13 protein-coding genes are annotated in these 17,517 nt (G+C 58.5%); 11 read left to right on the forward strand and 2 right to left on the reverse strand.

The annotated features are described in order from the left end of the window. Positions 1 to 76: 76 nt before the first annotated feature. From E1297_RS29205 to E1297_RS29220, 4 genes are all read left to right on the forward strand, one after another. The gene (locus E1297_RS29205) at positions 77 to 1,177 is read left to right on the forward strand and encodes a TRAP transporter substrate-binding protein (protein ID WP_155144480.1); all 1,101 of its coding nucleotides are present in this window, start codon (positions 77 to 79) and stop codon (positions 1,175 to 1,177) included. A 76-nt stretch (positions 1,178 to 1,253) separates the two neighbouring features. After that, on the forward strand, positions 1,254 to 2,294 hold the full coding sequence (locus tag E1297_RS29210) for a TRAP transporter small permease subunit (RefSeq protein ID WP_155144482.1): 1,041 nt from the start codon (positions 1,254 to 1,256) through the stop codon (positions 2,292 to 2,294). 19 nt (positions 2,295 to 2,313) lie between these two features. Continuing rightward, complete coding sequence (locus E1297_RS29215) at positions 2,314 to 4,980, forward strand: TRAP transporter large permease subunit (protein ID WP_155144484.1); 2,667 nt, start codon at positions 2,314 to 2,316, stop codon at positions 4,978 to 4,980. Positions 4,981 to 5,147: 167 nt separating this feature from the next. Next, positions 5,148 to 5,930: a class I SAM-dependent methyltransferase gene (locus E1297_RS29220; RefSeq protein WP_196223435.1), complete on the forward strand. Its 783-nt coding sequence runs from the start codon at positions 5,148 to 5,150 to the stop codon at positions 5,928 to 5,930. A 10-nt stretch (positions 5,931 to 5,940) separates the two neighbouring features. Here the strand turns inward: E1297_RS29220 and E1297_RS29225 are convergent, their stop codons facing one another. Together E1297_RS29225 and E1297_RS29230 are read right to left on the reverse strand one after the other, a co-directional pair. Continuing rightward, entirely contained in the window at positions 5,941 to 6,675 is a 735-nt protein-coding gene (locus E1297_RS29225; RefSeq protein ID WP_155144488.1) for a response regulator transcription factor, read from the reverse strand. 3 nt (positions 6,676 to 6,678) lie between these two features. Then, complete coding sequence (locus E1297_RS29230) at positions 6,679 to 8,667, reverse strand: PAS-domain containing protein (protein ID WP_209016061.1); 1,989 nt, start codon at positions 8,665 to 8,667, stop codon at positions 6,679 to 6,681. Between the two features lie 204 nt (positions 8,668 to 8,871). On the opposite strand from E1297_RS29230, the gene E1297_RS29235 reads away from it, so the two are divergent. From E1297_RS29235 to E1297_RS29265, 7 genes are all read left to right on the forward strand, one after another. Then, complete coding sequence (locus E1297_RS29235) at positions 8,872 to 10,857, forward strand: AMP-binding protein (protein WP_155144490.1); 1,986 nt, start codon at positions 8,872 to 8,874, stop codon at positions 10,855 to 10,857. Further along, positions 10,854 to 11,672: an ABC transporter ATP-binding protein gene (locus tag E1297_RS29240; RefSeq protein WP_155144491.1), complete on the forward strand. Its 819-nt coding sequence runs from the start codon at positions 10,854 to 10,856 to the stop codon at positions 11,670 to 11,672. Before E1297_RS29235 ends, E1297_RS29240 begins: the two co-directional genes overlap by 4 nt. A gap of 15 nt (positions 11,673 to 11,687) precedes the next feature. Beyond that, positions 11,688 to 12,641 carry a branched-chain amino acid ABC transporter permease gene (locus tag E1297_RS29245; RefSeq protein ID WP_155144492.1) on the forward strand — a complete coding sequence of 318 codons (954 nt, stop codon included), beginning with the start codon at positions 11,688 to 11,690 and terminating at the stop codon, positions 12,639 to 12,641. Positions 12,642 to 12,650: 9 nt separating this feature from the next. Then, entirely contained in the window at positions 12,651 to 13,727 is a 1,077-nt protein-coding gene (locus E1297_RS29250; RefSeq protein WP_155144493.1) for a branched-chain amino acid ABC transporter permease, read from the forward strand. Between the two features lie 107 nt (positions 13,728 to 13,834). Continuing rightward, positions 13,835 to 15,166, forward strand: coding sequence for an ABC transporter substrate-binding protein (locus tag E1297_RS29255; RefSeq protein ID WP_155144494.1), 1,332 nt, complete (start codon positions 13,835 to 13,837; stop codon positions 15,164 to 15,166). 52 nt (positions 15,167 to 15,218) lie between these two features. Next, positions 15,219 to 16,079: an ABC transporter ATP-binding protein gene (locus E1297_RS29260; RefSeq protein ID WP_244327930.1), complete on the forward strand. Its 861-nt coding sequence runs from the start codon at positions 15,219 to 15,221 to the stop codon at positions 16,077 to 16,079. A 41-nt stretch (positions 16,080 to 16,120) separates the two neighbouring features. After that, entirely contained in the window at positions 16,121 to 17,359 is a 1,239-nt protein-coding gene (locus E1297_RS29265) for a phenylacetate--CoA ligase family protein (protein WP_155144495.1), read from the forward strand. Positions 17,360 to 17,517 lie beyond the last annotated feature (158 nt).

Here is a 17,517-nt window from a genome sequence, read left to right on the forward strand (position 1 = left end):
TCACCTAGACATGTTTGCCATTCGGTGCAAGTGTAAGCGCCGGTTGGATGTATGTCCGATTTGGGAGGATAACTTAATGGATCGTCGTTCGTTTATCAAAAAGGCTGGCATCGGGGCTGGTGGTGTTGTTGCAGCGTCTTCGCTGGCCGCGCCCGCCATCGCACAGTCGACGACTGACATGGTAATTGTTTCAACTTGGCCGCGGGATTTCCCCGGGCTTGGCATTCCGGCACAGCGTTTGGCAGCCCGGATTGCCGAGCTGACCGAAGGCCGGATCAATGTTCAGTATTTTGCTGCTGGCGAGCGCGTCGGCGCATTTGATTCCTTCGACGAAGTCGCTTCAGGCAACGCGCAGGCCTATATCGGCGCTGACTATTACTGGAAGGGCAAGCACCCGGGCTGGGCGGCTTTCACCGCTGTGCCGTTCGGTCTGACCGCAACGGAAATGGATGCCTGGATCAAGTTTGGTGGCGGCCAGGAACTCTGGGATGAGCTTGCAGGCGAATTCGGCCTGAAAAACTTTGCCATGGGCAACACCGGCGTTCAGATGGGCGGCTGGTTCAACAAGGAAATCGAAACCGCTGACGACCTCAAGGGTCTGAAGATGCGTATTCCGGGGCAGGGCGGTGACGTTCTTGCCAAGCTTGGAGCGTCGCCCGTGTCGCTGCCGGGTGGTCAGATCTACGAGAACCTCGTCTCCGGTGCGATTGACGCAACAGAGTGGGTCGGTCCGTTCAACGACTACTTCATGAAATTCTATGAAGCAGCGAAGTACTACTACTACCCGGGCATGCATGAGCCGGGCGCACAGCTGGCGCTTGGGGTCAACCGGAATTGGTGGGATGGTTTGACCAAGACGGATCAGGCTTTGATCGAGGCGGCCTGTAACGAGGAAAACCTGCTGACCATGGCGGAAACCAACGCCAATAACGGTGTTTACCTGAACCGCCTGATCAACGAGCATGGCGTCGAGCTGAAGGAATTCTCCGACGAGATCTACGATTCCTTTGGAGAAGCGGCGCAGGAAGTCCTGGAAGAAGCCATGGACCATTCGGACCTGTCCAAGCGGATCTTCGAGAGCTTCATCACCGCGCGCCGGGAAATCGGCAGCTGGATGGCGATCTCCGACGTTGCCTACAGCAACAAGCGGAATCGATTCCTCGGCTTGCCGGAATAAATCCCGAGCAGGTTTTCAGGGGCGGGAGCATTCCCGTCCCTGTTTCATTGACTTAACATAAAAAGGCATAGCCAGCATGACGGCCTTGAACCCTGTTCAAGATGGCCCGCCTGCCATGACGCCCGGTGACCCGGTATCAGCTGGAAGCGCCCGGATCTTTCGCCTGATCGGGTGGATCATCCTGGCCATCATGGCGGCCTTTGTGGCCAACAACTATCTGACCTACTGGCAGGACCTCCCCGGGATTTCGCCGATTTTCGGCGGACGGGCGAACGGCAACTTGCCGATGTTCTGGTCGTGGATCCAGCTTGGGCTTTACGCATTTCTGGTGCTTTGGGCTGCCGCTTATGTCATGGGAACCAGCCGGACAAGCCTGCGTGACGACAGCGTACGTATCACGCAGATCAACACGTTTATTGTCCGGGCAGCGTTCTTTGCCGTGTTGATTGTCGGCCTTGTTGACAGCGTCATATCCTTTGCGCGGATCGAAGGGTTGTTACCCGCCCTGGTCGGAGAGCATCTCGCCGACGAACTGGGCAAATCGAGGTTCCGCGGCGCGTATGTGCACATGCCCTTGATTGGCCTTTCGGTCATCATCGCGGCCTTCACGAGGCGGATGCTCGGGTTTCCGTGGCTTGCCTTGCTGGTGGTGGCGGCCGAGCTGCTCATCGTCATCGGACGCTTTGTGTTTTCCTACGAACAGGCATTTTTGGCGGACCTGGTCCGGTTTTGGTACGCGGCGCTCTTCCTGTTTGCCAGCGCCTACACGCTTCTGGAGGAAGGGCACGTTCGTGTGGATGTGTTCTATGCCGGGATGTCGCCGAAAACCAAGGGCTATGTAAACGTAATCGGATCGGTTGTTCTGGGCATGAGCCTGTGCACCGTGATCCTTGTCATCGGCATGGGCGGCAAGCAAAACATCATCAACAGTCCGATCCTGACCTATGAGACCACTCAGGCCGGTTTTGGCCTTTATGTGAAATACCTCATGGCCGGTTTCCTCGGCGTGTTTGCCGTGACGATGATGATCCAGTTTGTGGCCTATTTCCTGGAAGGGGTTGCCGACATTCGCGGCGAGCCGGGCGGCCGGGAACATGACAGCCATTCTGTCCAGTAGAGCCTGACGGGACCTTCATATGGAACTGTTTTTCCTTCTTCTCCTGGTCCTCCTGATGGCGTTTGCGCTGGGCTCCGGTTTTCCGGTTGCCTTCGCGCTGCCCGGGTCGGCCATCATCACCATCGGCATTGCAGCAGCTGCGGGACTTCTGTTCGGCGGCAGCATTGATGCCTTCTTTTCCCACGGCGGACCGGGTCAATGGCTGAGTGCCGGTGTGACAAATTTCCGCGGGATTTATTGGGAGGCCGAGCGGGATACGCTGATCGCGATTCCCCTGTTCGTGTTCATGGGCATCATGCTTCAGCGGTCGAAGATCGCGGAAGACCTGCTCGTGACCATGGCACGGTTGTTTGGGCCTGTACCGGGCGGCCTTGGCATTTCAGTGGTCTTTGTGGGGGCGCTTCTGGCCGCAACCACCGGGATTGTCGGAGCGACGGTTGTGGCCATGGGCCTGATCTCGTTGCCCGCCATGCTGCGGAACAATTACTCTGTTCCCTTGGCAACCGGCACGATCGCAGCGTCCGGAACGCTCGGTCAGATCATCCCGCCATCCATCGTTCTGATCATTCTGGCCGACCAGCTGGCCAGTGCCGTCGATCAGGCAGGGTCTCTCCGTCAGACCCTTTACAAGGACTCGACGGGTGAATTGTCGATGCCCTCGGATTTCTCGGTGGTCTCGACCAGCGCCGGGGAAATGTTCCTCGGTGCGTTCTTGCCCGGGCTGGTGCTCGTCGGCCTTTACATGCTGTTCATTCTGGGTTTTGCGTTGCTCAACCCGAAGTCCGCACCTGCGGTCCATGAGGAAGGGACCTTCACGCGCCAGTTTGCAGTCAAGGTGGTTATCACCCTTGTTCCGCCGCTGGCCCTGATCTTCCTTGTCCTCGGATCGATTATCGCCGGGGTTGCGACCGTGAACCAGGCTGGTGCGATTGGCGCTGTCGGTGCGATGGTCATGGCCGGCTATCGTCTGCGGGATGGTGAAAAAGGCGCTTACACGCCGGCAATCCTGGCCATTGTCGCCTTGCTTGGGCTGGCCGTCGTGATCAGTTTCATCGGAGCTGTGAACGTCAAGTTGATCAACACCAGCCAGGACGTGCTGGGCCTTGTGCTTGCCGTCATTGCGGTGTCCCTGCTTTTGATTGCGATCTTCTGGTCCGGGTGGCGGACCCTGAAGTTCGAGGACACCCTGCGCGGTGTCATGATCGAGACGGCCAAGACCACATCGCTTGTCTTCATCATCCTTTTGGGGGCGGCGATGCTGACCTCCGCCTTCCGGGCATTCGGTGGTGAGGAACTGGTCAAGGACTTCCTGCAAGGCTTGCCGGGCGGGTTTTGGGCGCAGTTCGTGATTGTCATGCTGGTGATCTTCATCCTCGGCTTCTTCCTCGACTTTATCGAGATTGCCGTGGTCGTGGTGCCGATTGTCGCTCCGATCCTGTTGGCGGATCCATCTGCAAATGTCACCGCCGTTTGGCTCGGCGTGATGATCGGCCTGAACATTCAGACGTCGTTTCTGACGCCTCCATTCGGATTTGCGCTGTTTTACCTGCGTGGGGTCGCGCCTGCGGTGGTGAAAACCATCGACATGTACAAGGGCGTGATCGCTTTCATCGGTTTGCAGCTGGTGGCACTCGCAATCGTGGGCTTCTATCCGCAGCTGGTGAACTACTTGCCGAACCGGTCCAATCTCTTGTCCGAGACGGCGCCGCCGCCGCGCAATCCGCGTTTGCAATTCTGCATGGAAAAGATCGTCTATCAGGATTTCCGGCAAAACGGCCAGACCGTGCTCGCTGCAATCCAGAATGCGGAAGATCTGGACATGAGCTATCTGCCGGAAGACCTGCAGAAGGATCTGACAGAAGCCTTCGAAAAGGCACGCGATGCTTTGCCCCAGATGGAAGCGATCCATGCGGCAGAGATTGCCGTTGGCGAAGCATCGGGCGAGTACCGGCCATTGCACGTGAGGGTTCGCGGGCTTGAACGGGATGCCCGCCGTCTCGACGAGCGCATTTCAGAACTGCAAGTGATTGTCCAGCGTTCGGGGCCAAATGGCATCTACACGCAGGAGCAGGGAGACCGGGCAGCTGCCCGCATCGAAGAGCTGCAAGAACAACGCGATGCACTGCTGGCGGAGATTCCGGCTGAATGGGACGACCAGAACGAAGCCTTTGCCCTGATCCAGCGTCGGGAAAATCAGGCCCGCATGAGCTACCGGCGCACGGTGGATGCTGCTTATGAACCGCTTCAACAGGTTATTGCCACGTTGAAGGCGTCGGATCAGGTTGAGGCCCTTCGACCGCAAATCGAGGCGCTCAAGCAACAGATCCAGGGCATGGAACCACGGGCGGCCTCTGACCTGATCGGTGAGATGCGCTCTACCGTCGGAAGCATCGAGGGGACAAGCGACATTCGCCAGGGCCTGACCGATGCCCGCAGGATCATGCGCAGCCGGGAGCCGAATATCGACGATGCGATTGCCGATATCGACCAATCCCTGGCAGCCCTTGATGCGGATCTCGCATGGCGGTCTCGTGGGGCCCAAGAGCTGCTTCCGGGGCTTGAGGCCTATGATCAGGCGATCAAGCGGAACATCGGACTGCGTCAGCAGCCGCGGTTACCGGACGATATCGCACTCGAAGTGGCAGGCTGTCTCTCGGATCACAGGGATATCTCCCTGAACTTCTGAGGCAGCATGGGTCATCACAATCCGATCGGGGGGAGAGGCAACTCTTCCCCCGAATGCGTTTCATGTGCTGTCATGCGATGATGCGGATGTTACTATCTGCTGGCCACAAATCAGCAATCCGGGTTTGTCGTGCGGCCAGGAACATTAAAGTTTGCGGGTCAAAACGCGTGGCACCCGGAACAGATGGCGGGTCTTGCATGCCGTTTTCGATGAACAGCTTCACAGGCAAATCCATTCTGGCTCTGGTCCGGGACGAAGACTTTGCGCATGCAGGCGAAGCCGAGGCCATTGATCTGGCGCTTGAAGGCATTCCCAAGACCCCGGACCGGGCCATTCTGGATGTCGGTTGCGGGCGCGGTGGCACTGCAAACTACATGTATCGTCAGGGATGGGGGCACGTGACCGGATTTGATCTTGACGGCGGGTCCATTCTCCATGCGCAGAAAACCTATCCGGAAGGGTCGTTTCTGTCGGGCGATGCCCTGACCATTTCCGAAGAACTGGATGGAGGATTTGGACTGATCACCCTGTTCAATGTTCTTTATGCGATTACCGACCAGGCAACCGCTCTTCGCCAATTGGCGCAGCTTGCAAGGGCGGATGGCCAACTGATCCTGTTCGACTACATTGATCCGCATGACTATTCCGCCAATCCGATTGCAGGCGACCGGGCTCCGTTCTTGCCGAACCCGCCACTGAAACCGGCTTTGGCAGATCTCTTGGACAGGGCTGGCTGGCGATTGGACACCTATCGGGATGTCACCGGGAACTATGTGCGCTGGTACCGGGATCTTGTGAAGCGCATTGACGACAAACGGGATCAAATCGAAGGAATTGCCGGGGCGGATGGCTTCGCCTTTGTGGCAAGCCGCTACAAAGCCCTTCTTGCGGCCCTTGAAGAGGGGCGGCTGGAGGGTGTGATTGTACAGGCCGTCAGGCAAACAGGTTAAGCGGTTTGCGTCAGCTCCAGTCGACACTTGCGCTCAACATGTAGCCCGACCCGTAAATTGTCCTGATCAAGGGGGCTTCACCGGGCACGGAGATCTTTTTCCGGATACGGGAAATCCGCACGTCGATCGAGCGGTCGAGGCTCTCGTCCCGTCCGCCGTGTTCCAGCAGGTAATCGCGGCTCAGGACCCGTTTTGGCGCGCGCAGCAAGGCCTCAAGCAAACAGGCTTCGCCCGTTGACAAAAAACTCTCCTCGCCATCCGGAGAGATCAGGCTGTGGGAGCCCGGCGCAAACACCCATCCGGAAAACCGGGCCTTTTGTTCGGCCGTTTTGGCCGGTTGAGTGGATGACGGGCCGGACCTGCGCAACAGGGACCGGATGCGTGCAACTACTTCGCGCGGATCGAAGGGTTTGACGACGTAGTCATCGGCGCCCAGTTCCAGCCCCATGACCCGGTCCGAGGAATGGCTTCTTGCGGAGAGCACGATGATCGGCACCGACGAGCGCTTGCGGATCGAATTGATCAGCTCCATGCCTTCCATGTCCGGCAATCCGAGATCCACAAGGCAGACATCCGGGTTCTCGAGATCAAGGGCTGTCAGCATGTCGCCTGCCGTCGAAAAGCAGTCGGACGTGATGCCGTAAGGAGCCATGTTCTGTTTGAGCAGTGCACAGATATCGGCTTCATCATCGACGATGAACGCCCGTGTCGGGCTTGCAGCGGAGGCGTGGGATGTCTGGGTCATGGCTCACGTCGTTTCCCGGAAAAGCGTAACATGCAGAACGTCGGCGAGTTCGGCATTGTCGAACGGTTTGGACAGGACCGGAAACGGACAATCCGAAGCCTGCGAGGCGAGACTGTTCCAGTCAGCATACCCTGTCATGAGAACAATCCCGAGGTCCGGGCGTTGGGTATGTACCTTTTGCGCCAGTGCCAGGCCATTCATCTGACCGGGCATGATGATATCGCTCAGCATCAGCCGCAGCTCCGGCAGGTCTGAGGCGAGCGCATAGGCATCCGCGACGCTTTCGGCTCGCAAGGTCGCGTAACCGAGAGACTGAAGCTGCTCTGCGAGCGTTACGGCGACATCACTGTCGTCTTCCACCAGCAGGATCAGCTCTCCATCGCCTCTGGGAGAGGGGGCAAGATCCGAACCCGGCTCGCATAAGGACAGAGGACCGGTCTCTGCCGGCTGGAGCGGCAGGTACAGTGTCACGGTTGTTCCATGTCCCGGTTCCGACTGGATCGCAACCGATCCGCCGGATTGACGGATGAAGCCATAAACCATGGACAACCCCAGCCCGCTGCCCGTTCCGAAGGATTTGGTGGTGAAGAACGGCTCGAAGATCCTGAGGCGGGTTTCGTCATCCATGCCGGTTCCGTCATCCGAAACATGGATCGCCGCATAGTCTCCTGCCGTCAGGCCAATCGCGCCCGATTCGCTGCTGTCGAGTCTGATCGCTTCAAGCCGGATATTGATGGCGCCTCCTTCCGGCATGGCATCGCGCGCATTGAAGACAAGATTGATCAACGCCGTTTCCAGCTGCGCCGGGTCGATCCTGGTCAAAAGCGGTGTCTCGGTCTGCATGCAAAGAGAGATCGTTGCAGGCAGCGAGCCGGAGAGCAGAGCAGCGGCTTCCTCGACGAGCCGGTCGAGGCGGGTCACTTTCGGGTCGACCGGTTTTCCGCGGCTGAACGCCAGCAGCCGTTGGGTCAGATCGGCTCCGCGCCGGGTTGCCTTGAGCATCGGATCGACATGGCGGTCCAGTGTTTGTGCCGGAACCGTGTCACCGTGCCGTTTGAGGGCAAGCAGGTTGCCCATGAGGATCGACAGGAGGTTGTTGAAGTCATGGGCCAGGCCGCCGCTGAGCTTTCCGACCGCGTCCATCCGCTGGGACTGCAGAAGGGCGGCCTCACTGCGTTTTTGTTCGGTGGCGTCCAGAGACAGAACGAATATGCCGAGGGTCCGGCCATCCTGTGTGATGTCGGGAATGAGTGTCGAACGCATGCAAACGGTGGCGCCGTCGGGCGTACGGCGGTTGTATTCATAAGACACCGCCTGCCCTTCGAACGCTCGGGAAACATGCGGTTCCAGTTCCGCATAGAGTTCGGTTCCGGCGACTTCTTCAGCCGTGCGTCCCACAATCGAGGTGACGGATTGTCCGAACCAGTCTGCATAGCGGCGATTGGCAAAACGGAAGCGGGGACCAGGACCGAGATACGCAATCAGGGCCGGAATATTGTCCGTGACGAGTCGGAGCCAGTCCTCGCTCTGCCGGAGCGCGCGGGTACGTTCCTCTACCGTGCGCTCCAGTTTTTCCTGCCGGTGCCGTTCTGTGGTGATGTCGGAATAGGTGGTGACGAACCCGCCTTGCGGCAGCGGTGTGCCGCTGACGGCAATCACCTGCCCATTTGGGCGGATCCTTTCAAAATAGTGCGGAACAAACAGCTTGGCCCGTTCCAGCCGCCGCTCGATCTTGCCCTCGATATCACCCGGACCATACTCGCCGCGCTCCGCATTGACCCGCAAGAAGTCTCCCAGATGGGTGCCGCGTTGTGCCAGATGTTGCGGGAAATCAAGCATGTCCCAAAGCCCGCGGTTCCAGGCCACAAGCCGCAAGTTGGCATCGAAAACCGAGAAGCCCTGATTGATGTGATCAAGGGCAGCCTGCATCAGATCAAGCTGCTCCCTGAGGTGATGTGTTTCCTCCATGGTACCCAGAGTAAACAGACGCACAGCCGTCTGGCCAGCGGCATTTGAAACAATTCGTCACAATTGAAACATACTGGCGAAATGACGGATCCCTAGCATTTTCTTCAAGGACACTTGAAACGAGCGCTTTGACAACAAAAGGCTTGATGCCGGGACTGAGCGGTAGTTTCATGAAATCCAAAATTCGACCCCGGCAAACGGGGCGAACCTTGAGGGATGGAACACGCTATGGCAGGGATGGCCGGTGCCGCTTCAGGCGGTGAGGACACCTTTCCGAAGGTTCTCCTGCGCAATGCGCGGGACTTCGGAGCCCGGACAGCGTTTCGGGAAAAGGACTTCGGGATCTGGCAAAGCTGGACCTGGTCCGAGGTGCTGGATGAAATACGTGCATTTTCAGTCGGATTGCAGCAGCTGGGCCTGAAACCCGGTGAAAAGGTTGCCATTGTCGGGGCCAACAGGCCGCGCCTTTATTGGGCGATTGTTGCTGCCCAGGCGATCGGGGCCGTTCCGGTGCCGGTCTATGCCGATTCGGTTGCCGAAGAGATGGCCTATGTGCTCGGCCATGCCGAAGTGCATTTTGCCATCGTCGAGGATCAGGAGCAGGTCGACAAGCTGCTCGGTATGAGCGGGCAGGTGCCCACCCTCACCGAGATCATTTATGACGAATCACGGGGCCTGCGAGACTACGACCACACGCATCTGCACGAGTTTGCTTCCGTGCAGGAACAGGGACGGAAGGCTCTGGAAAGTACACCGGGTGCCGTGGACCTATGGGAAGCGGGGCTAGCCCGGTCAAAAGGCTCCGACCTTGCGGTTATGCTCTATACTTCCGGCACCACTGGACGGCCGAAAGGCGTGATGCTGTCCTTCGACAATCTGATCATCTCCGCCCGCAACGGCAATGCCTTTGACAAGCTGGATGAGAGTGAGGAGGTCCTCGCCTATCTGCCGATGGCGTGGATCGGGGATCACGTCTTTTCGCTGGCGCAGGCTTTTACGGCTGCCTATTGCGTCAATTGCCCGGAAAGTCTGGACACCATTGATGTCGACCGGCTTGAGATCGCCCCGACCTATTTTTTTGCCCCGCCGCGTGTCTTCGAGATGATGCTGACCCGGATCCTGGTCCGCATGGAAGATGCGGGCCGGTTGAAGAAGAAGATGTTCGACATCTTTATGGGTGTCGCGCAGCGCGCCGGGGAGAAAATCCTGAATGGAGAACAGGTCGCCTTCTCCGACAAGCTTCTCTACCGGCTTGGCGAGACACTGGTTTACGGCCCCTTGAAAAACCGGATGGGGTTCACGCGCCTCAAGGTAGGCTATACGGCCGGCGAAGCAATCGGGCCGGAAATCTTCAGGTTCTACCGGTCGCTTGGCCTCAATCTGAAGCAGCTTTACGGCCAGACCGAAGCCAGCGTGTATATCACGCTGCAGCCTGATGGCGAGATTTTTGGCGACACTGTCGGAAAGCCCGCGCCGGACGTGGAGCTGAAAATCGCCGACACAGGCGAGGTCATGTACCGGTCTCCCGGGGTTTTTGTCGGTTATTTCAAGAACGACGAAGCGACCCGTTCGACCAAGACGGCAGATGGCTGGGTCCATACCGGGGACGCGGGGATCATCGCCGACAATGGGCATCTGAAGATCATCGACCGGGCCAAGGATGTCGGTAAGCTCACAGACGGGTCTCTGTTTGCGCCGAAATACATCGAGAACAAGCTCAAGTTCTTTCCGAACATCAAGGAAGCGGTCGCTTTCGGCAATGAGCGCGATCAGGTCTGTGTGTTCATCAACATCGACCTGACGGCAGTCGGGTCATGGGCCGAACGCAACAACGTCAATTATGCGAGCTATCAGGAACTCGCCGCCCACCCGGATGTCTACAAGATGATCGAGGGTCATGTGGATCAGGTGAACCGGGACTTGTCGCAGGAGCCGATGATGGCCGGGGCCCAGATCCGCAGGTTTCTGGTGCTGCACAAGGAACTCGATGCCGATGACGGGGAACTGACCCGGACCCAGAAGGTGCGCCGGTCCTTCATTGCGGAGCGTTACGAGCCCCTGATCGAAGCGCTCTATGACGGTTCGGTCAGCAAACACATCAAGACCGAAGTGACCTTCGAGGACGGCCGCAAGGGGGCAATCGAGGCAACGGTCGAGATTAGGGACATGCCGGCTCATGACAGCAGCGCGGGAATGCAGGAGGCAGCGGAATGAACGCCTATGTCGGTCAGGACATGCTGCCTGAAGTCGCCCCGTCCGAGCGCGAGGAACTCTTACGTGTCGGCAATGTCTCCCTGTCCTTTGGCGGCGTGAAAGCCATTACCGATATCTCTTTCGATATTCTCAAGGGGGAAATCCGGGCGATCATCGGTCCGAATGGCGCGGGCAAGACGTCGATGCTGAATGTCATCAACGGTTTCTACCATCCTCAGGAAGGCACCATTACCTGGCAGGGCAAAGTCCGGCGGAAAATGAAGCCCTACGAGGCGGCAAGCCAGGGGATTGCCCGGACGTTCCAGAATGTTGCGCTTTTCAAGGGCATGACCACGCTCGACAACATCATGTCCGGGCGGTCGCTGAAGATGCATCGGAATTTCTTCTGGCAGCTGCTCTGGCGGGGACCGGCGGAACGTGAGGAGATCGAACACCGCCGCAAGGTGGAAGACATCATCGACTTTCTGGAAATCCAGGCGATCCGCAAGACACCGGTCGGCAAGCTGCCCTACGGTCTGCAAAAGCGGGTCGAGCTTGGCCGGGCACTTGCCATGGAGCCTGACCTGTTGCTGCTGGACGAACCGATGGCGGGCATGAACCTTGAGGAAAAAGAGGACATGAGCCGCTTCATCATCGACGTGAACCAGGAATTCGGCACAACCATCGCGCTCATCGAACATGACATGGGGGTCGTGATGGACTTGTCCGACCGGGTCGTGGTTCTCGATTACGGCAAGAAGATTGCCGACGGCCCTCCCGAGGACGTGCAGGCCAGTCAGGCCGTGATCGATGCCTATCTGGGCGTGAGCCACTAGGGGAGGGAACCCAGCATGCTTTACGAAATCTTTGTCGATCCCTTCGTGCAGATGGTCGAGATGCCGGACTTCTTCCTGCAGGTGCTCTGGGAAGGGTTTGTGTCCGGTATTCTCTACGCGCTGATTGCACTCGGGTTTGTCCTGATCTTCAAGGCCTCCGGCGTTTTCAATTTCGCGCAAGGGATCATGGTAGTGTTTGCGGGCCTGACGCTGGTCGGGCTGCATGAAAGCGGGGTTCCGGCGATCCTCGCGCTGATCCTGACCATCGGCGTCATGGGAGTTCTTGCCTATGGCGTGGAGCGGGTGGTCATGCGGCCCCTGGTCAACCAGCCGGACATCATTCTGCTGATGGCGACCATCGGACTGACCTACTTCCTGATCGGTTTTGGAGAATTCGTGTTTGGCGGTGAGCCGAAACGGATGATTGCCGAAGAACTCGGACTGCCGACCGGATCGACGGCTTTCGAGTTCGGCGAACGCGGGCTGGTCATTCTCCAGCACATCGATATCGCAGCTGCCGTCATTGCGGTTCTGATGGTGGGAGCACTCGCGGTGTTCTTCAACAAGACCCGGATCGGACGGGCACTTCGGGCTGTCGCCGATGACCATCAGGCGGCCTTGTCGGTCGGGATATCGCTCAACCAGATCTGGGCCATTGTCTGGTTCGCCGCTGGCCTTGTCGCCTTGGCAACGGGCATCATGTGGGGCGCGCGATCGGATGTGTCCTTTGCGCTTGAGATCGTCGCCTTCAAGGCGCTGCCGGTGCTGATTCTCGGCGGCTTCACCTCGATCCCGGGGGCGATTATTGGCGGATTGATCATCGGTTTTGGCGAAAAGATCGGCGAGATCTACTGGGGCGGACTTGTGGGCGGCGGGATCGAATCCTGGCTCGCCTACATCATCGCGCTGGTGTTCCTGCTGTTCCGGCCACAAGGCCTCTTCGGCGAAAAAATCATTGAGCGGGTGTAAGGCAGCAACATGTTCTATCGCGAAGCAGGTCAGTTCAAGACATCCTACCAGGCCGATCAGGCGATGTTCCCGATCCGGCAGGACCGCATCGGCATTGCCGTCATCCTTGCCGTTGCCTTCGTGGTCATTCCCCTGACCGGGAACGACTTCTTTCTCAACTCGATCATGATCCCGTTCCTTGTGTTCTCGCTTGCGGCAATCGGGCTCAACGTTCTGACCGGGTTTTGCGGCCAGCTGTCTCTTGGAACCGGCGCGTTCATGGGGGTAGGGGCATATGCGGCCTACAAGCTGACGACGATCTTTCCGGACGTGAATGTGATTTTCCTCGTCCTCGTGTCAGGCGTGTTTTCAGCCGCGATAGGTGCTGTTTTCGGGTTGCCGAGCCTCCGGATCAAGGGGCTTTATCTTGCCGTGACGACACTGGCGGCGCAGTTCTTCCTGGAGTGGTGCTTCATTCGGATCCCGTGGCTCTACAACTCCAATGCGTCCGGAGCGATCGAAGTGCCGAAGCGCGAAATGTTCGGGATCGCGATTTCCGGGGCCGAAGCAACGCCCCTGGCGCGTTATTTCGTGGTGCTGTCGGTCACGGTTCTGATTGCATTTCTGGTCGCAAACGTTCTGCGCGGCCGGATTGGACGATCATGGATGATGATCCGTGACATGGATATTGCCGCCGAACTGATGGGAATCCGCCCCCTACAGACCAAGTTGATGGCTTTTGCAGTGTCTTCCTACATATGCGGTATAGCGGGGGCGATGATGGTGTTCTTCTGGCTGAATGCGGCCGAGCCGTCATCCTATTCGATCACTCTTTCGTTTCAGATCCTGTTCATGGTGATCCTGGGTGGGCTTGGCAGTCTCGGCGGGTCCTTTCTGGGGGCAGCCTTCATCTGGATCTTGCCGGTGTTCCTCAAATTCATTCCCGGAATGATCGGACTGGATGTGGCTGCTGAAACGGTCGAGCACCTGACCTTCATGGTGGTCGGAGGGCTGATCATCTTCTTTCTGATTGTCGAACCTCATGGCTTTGCAAGGCTCTGGCAGATCGGAAAGCAGAAGCTGAGGGTCTGGCCTTTCCCTTATTGACGGCCAAGCCCGGACATATGCCATCCGAACTGCGGGCCGGTTCGGGGAGGAATGGCAAAGACGGCTCGACGGAGTTGGGGTGCCAACACCCAAATGGGAGGAAAGAGATGAAGAAGATCAAGCAACTGGCGCTCGGAACGGCCCTTGCGCTCAGCCTTGGCGCCACAGGTTTCAGTCTGCCCGCAGCCGCGCAGGACACAAATTATGTGCCGCTGCTGACCTATCGCACGGGGCCATTTGCCGCATCCGGTATCGAGATTGCCAACGGCATGCGCGATTATCTCGTCATGCTTAACGAACGCGATGGCGGTATCGGTGGCGTCAAGCTTGATATCGAGGAATGCGAGACCGGCTACAATGCCCAGAAAGGCGTAGAGTGCTACGAGGCCACCAAGGGCAAGGGGGCTCTGGTCTATAATCCCTATTCCACCGGCATCACCTTGCAGCTGATCCCGAAAGCCGGTGTTGACAAGATCCCGGTCCTGTCCATGGGCTACGGCCTGTCTGCGGCAGCCGTGGGCGAGGTGTTTCCCTGGATATTCAATGTACCGGACACCTATTGGGACGGCGCATCGGTGGTCGTCAAGTATATCGGCGAACAGGAAGGCGGGCTTGAGAACCTTCAGGGCAAGAAGATCGGCTACATCTTTCTGGATGCCGGATACGGCAGGGAGCCGATCCCCCTTCTGGAGCAGCTTGCAGACAAGTACGGCTTCGAGCTCCTGCAATATCCGGTACCGGGCAAGGAAATGCAAAACCAGTCCTCGCAGTGGCTGAATGTGCGCCGGGACCGTCCGGACTACATGGTGATGTGGGGCTGGGGTGCAATGAACCCGACCGCGATCAAGGAAGCGGTCAAGACACGTTTCCCGATGGACAAGTTCATTGGTGTCTGGTGGTCTGCCGGTGAAGCTGATGCAGCCGCCGGAGGGCAGGCGGCCGCCGGATACAAGGCGCTGAACTTCTCCGGGGTGGGATCGGACTTCCCGGCGATCCAGGACATCAAGACCTATGTGGTTGACGCGAACAAGAGCCAGACAGATCCCGAAAGCATTGGCGGGACTATCTACAATCGCGGGGTCTTGAATTCAGTGATTGTTGCCGAGGGCATTCGCACGGCTCAGCAATTGACCGGCAAGCAGGTCATTACAGGTGAAGACATGAGGATGGGCTTGGAAGCGCTTGATCTCACGGAAGAGCGTCTTGCCGAACTCGGGCTTTCCGGGTTTGCCCATCCGATGAAGGTAACCTGTGAGGACCATTCAGGGAGCAATCCGGTCTTCATCCAGGAATGGGATGGCGAAAAATTCGTCAAGGTCACCGACTGGATCGAACCGATGACCGATGTGGTGCGTCCGCTGCTTGTGGAAGCGGCCCAGGAATATGCGGAGAAAAACGCGCCCTGGCCGAAGCGCACCGAACCCTGCCCGAACAACTGATCGGCAGCCTGTCCCGCCGCAAGAGAGCGGCGGGACCTTTCCGGAGGGTGAGATGACCGCAACACATGAAATGGCAGGCCCGGGCAAATCAACGGCGCCGCTCGCGCAGTCCGAGACGATCCTGTCGGTCAATAACATCGAAGTAATCTATGACCACGTGATCCTGGTCCTGAAAGGCGTCTCGCTGACCGTGGACAAGGGCGGCATCGTGGCTCTGCTCGGGGCGAATGGCGCCGGCAAGACAACAACCCTGAAAGCCGTTTCGAACCTGCTTGGGGCCGAGCGTGGCGAAGTTACGAAAGGCAAGATCCTGTTCGAGGGGGAGGAGGTGCAGGCCCTTTCCCCGAATGATCTTGTCCGGCGCGGTTGCATTCAGGTGATGGAGGGCCGTCATTGTTTCGGGCACCTCAGCATTGAAGAAAACCTTCTGACCGGTGCCTATACGCGCAAGGACGGGGCTTCCGCGATCCGGTCCGATCTTGAAATGGTCTACACCTATTTCCCGCGTCTGAAGGAGCGGCGGCAGAGCCAGGCGGGCTATACTTCGGGCGGGGAGCAGCAGATGTGCGCCATTGGCCGGGCGTTGATGAGCCGGCCGAAGATGATCCTGCTGGATGAGCCCTCCATGGGGCTCGCGCCGCAGCTGGTCGAAGAGATCTTCGAAATCGTCCGCCAGCTTAACGAGCATGAAGGTGTGTCGTTTCTGCTCGCAGAGCAAAACACCAATGTCGCCCTGAAATACGCGACCTATGGCTACATTCTCGAATCCGGCCGGATTGTTCTTGACGGGGATGCCAAGGCCTTGCGGGAGAACGAGGACGTCAAGGAGTTCTATCTCGGCGTTGGCGGTGAGGGCCGCAGATCGTTCAAGAACGTCAAGCATTACAAGAGAAGGAAGCGCTGGCTGGCTTGAGGACCTTCGGGCCCCGGGCTGCTCAACACGCGGAGTAAACCATGACCAGTGAACATTATGACGCGCTCGAGCGGCGAAGCCGTGATGAGCGCGAACAGGACCTGTTTGGCAAATTGCCGGCGTTTCTGGAAAAAGCGGCCAAAGCCGCGCCCGGCTGGGCGGTGCATCTTGAGGGATCAGACTTGAACGCTGTCACGTCGCGTAAGGCCCTGGCCGGGTTACCGGTCTTGCGAAAGTCCGAACTGATGCAGCGGCAAAAGGACGATCCGCCATTTGGTGGTTTTCTTGCCGGAACACTGGAGGGAGTCGAGCGGGTTTTCATGTCTCCGGGGCCGATTTGGGAGCCGCAAGCCCCGGGCGATGATCCGTGGAATGGTGCAAGAGCGCTCCACGCGTCCGGGTTCCGGAAAGGTGATCTGGTCGCCAATGCGTTTTCCTATCACCTTACGCCGGGGGGCTTCATCCTCGACAGTGGCGCGCGGGCGCTGGGCTGCACCGTGTTTCCCGCCGGGATCGGCAATACCGACATGCAGGTCGAGGCAATCGAAACCCTGAAACCCAGCGGCTTCATCGGCACGCCGGATTACCTCAAGGTACTGCTTGACCGCGCCTTGGAGCAGGGCAGGGACCTGTCATCGATCACCAAGGCTCTGGTGTCCGGGGGCGCATTGTTTCCGTCTCTGCGTGAAGACTACGAAAACCGTGGTATTCGCGTTCAACAGTGTTACGCGACAGCAGACCTGGGCGTCATTGCCTATGAAAGCAGTGCCAGAGAGGGCATGATCGTCAACGAAAACTACATCGTTGAAATTGTTCGTCCGGGCACTGGCGATCCTGTCGAAGACGGCGAAGTCGGCGAACTGGTTGTCACCAATTTCAACCCGGTTTATCCGCTGATCCGTTTTGGAACCGGAGACTTGTCCAAGGTGCTTGAAGGCCCATCGGAGTGCGGCCGGACGAATATCCGCCTTGCTGGCTGGATGGGCCGTGCCGATCAACGCACGAAGGTCAAGGGCATGTTTGTTGACCCGGGCCAGATTGCCGAGTTGGTGGCCCGTTATGAAGCCGTCATTAAGGCGCGTCTCGTTGTGAGCCGGGCAGGCGAAAGCGATGTCATGACGCTTTCGGTGGAAGCGAATGAACCGGACGCGGTGAACAAGGACGGTCTTGCAGACAGTTTGCGCGATATCACGAGCTTGCGGGGTGACGTCGACATTGTGCCTTCCGGCTCGCTGCCGAATGATGGCAAGGTGATTTCCGACGAGAGGGACTACGGATAGGGGCGAAACCGGTCGGGCCCGTGCGCGTGGGCAGGCATGGACGATTTGTGGTGCTTCCGCATGATCTGGCCGGGCCGGTATGCGTAAGCTTAGCGACACTTGGCGTGTGGAGTGCAAAACGCTATCTATGCGCCAAACAAACCCGCTAGTATGTGGAA

The sequence above is a fragment of the Roseibium sp. RKSG952 genome (assembly GCF_009711355.1).

Coding starts and splice junctions, on each gene's coding strand:
- E1297_RS29260 (WP_244327930.1), top strand. CDS start 15,219: ATGACCGCAACACATGAAATGGCAGGCCCGGGCAAATCAACGGCGCCG.
- E1297_RS29235 (WP_155144490.1), top strand. CDS start 8,872: ATGGCAGGGATGGCCGGTGCCGCTTCAGGCGGTGAGGACACCTTTCCG.
- E1297_RS29205 (WP_155144480.1), top strand. CDS start 77: ATGGATCGTCGTTCGTTTATCAAAAAGGCTGGCATCGGGGCTGGTGGT.
- E1297_RS29210 (WP_155144482.1), top strand. CDS start 1,254: ATGACGGCCTTGAACCCTGTTCAAGATGGCCCGCCTGCCATGACGCCC.
- E1297_RS29265 (WP_155144495.1), top strand. CDS start 16,121: ATGACCAGTGAACATTATGACGCGCTCGAGCGGCGAAGCCGTGATGAG.
- E1297_RS29225 (WP_155144488.1), bottom strand. CDS start 6,675: ATGACCCAGACATCCCACGCCTCCGCTGCAAGCCCGACACGGGCGTTC.
- E1297_RS29245 (WP_155144492.1), top strand. CDS start 11,688: ATGCTTTACGAAATCTTTGTCGATCCCTTCGTGCAGATGGTCGAGATG.
- E1297_RS29250 (WP_155144493.1), top strand. CDS start 12,651: ATGTTCTATCGCGAAGCAGGTCAGTTCAAGACATCCTACCAGGCCGAT.
- E1297_RS29240 (WP_155144491.1), top strand. CDS start 10,854: ATGAACGCCTATGTCGGTCAGGACATGCTGCCTGAAGTCGCCCCGTCC.
- E1297_RS29255 (WP_155144494.1), top strand. CDS start 13,835: ATGAAGAAGATCAAGCAACTGGCGCTCGGAACGGCCCTTGCGCTCAGC.
- E1297_RS29215 (WP_155144484.1), top strand. CDS start 2,314: ATGGAACTGTTTTTCCTTCTTCTCCTGGTCCTCCTGATGGCGTTTGCG.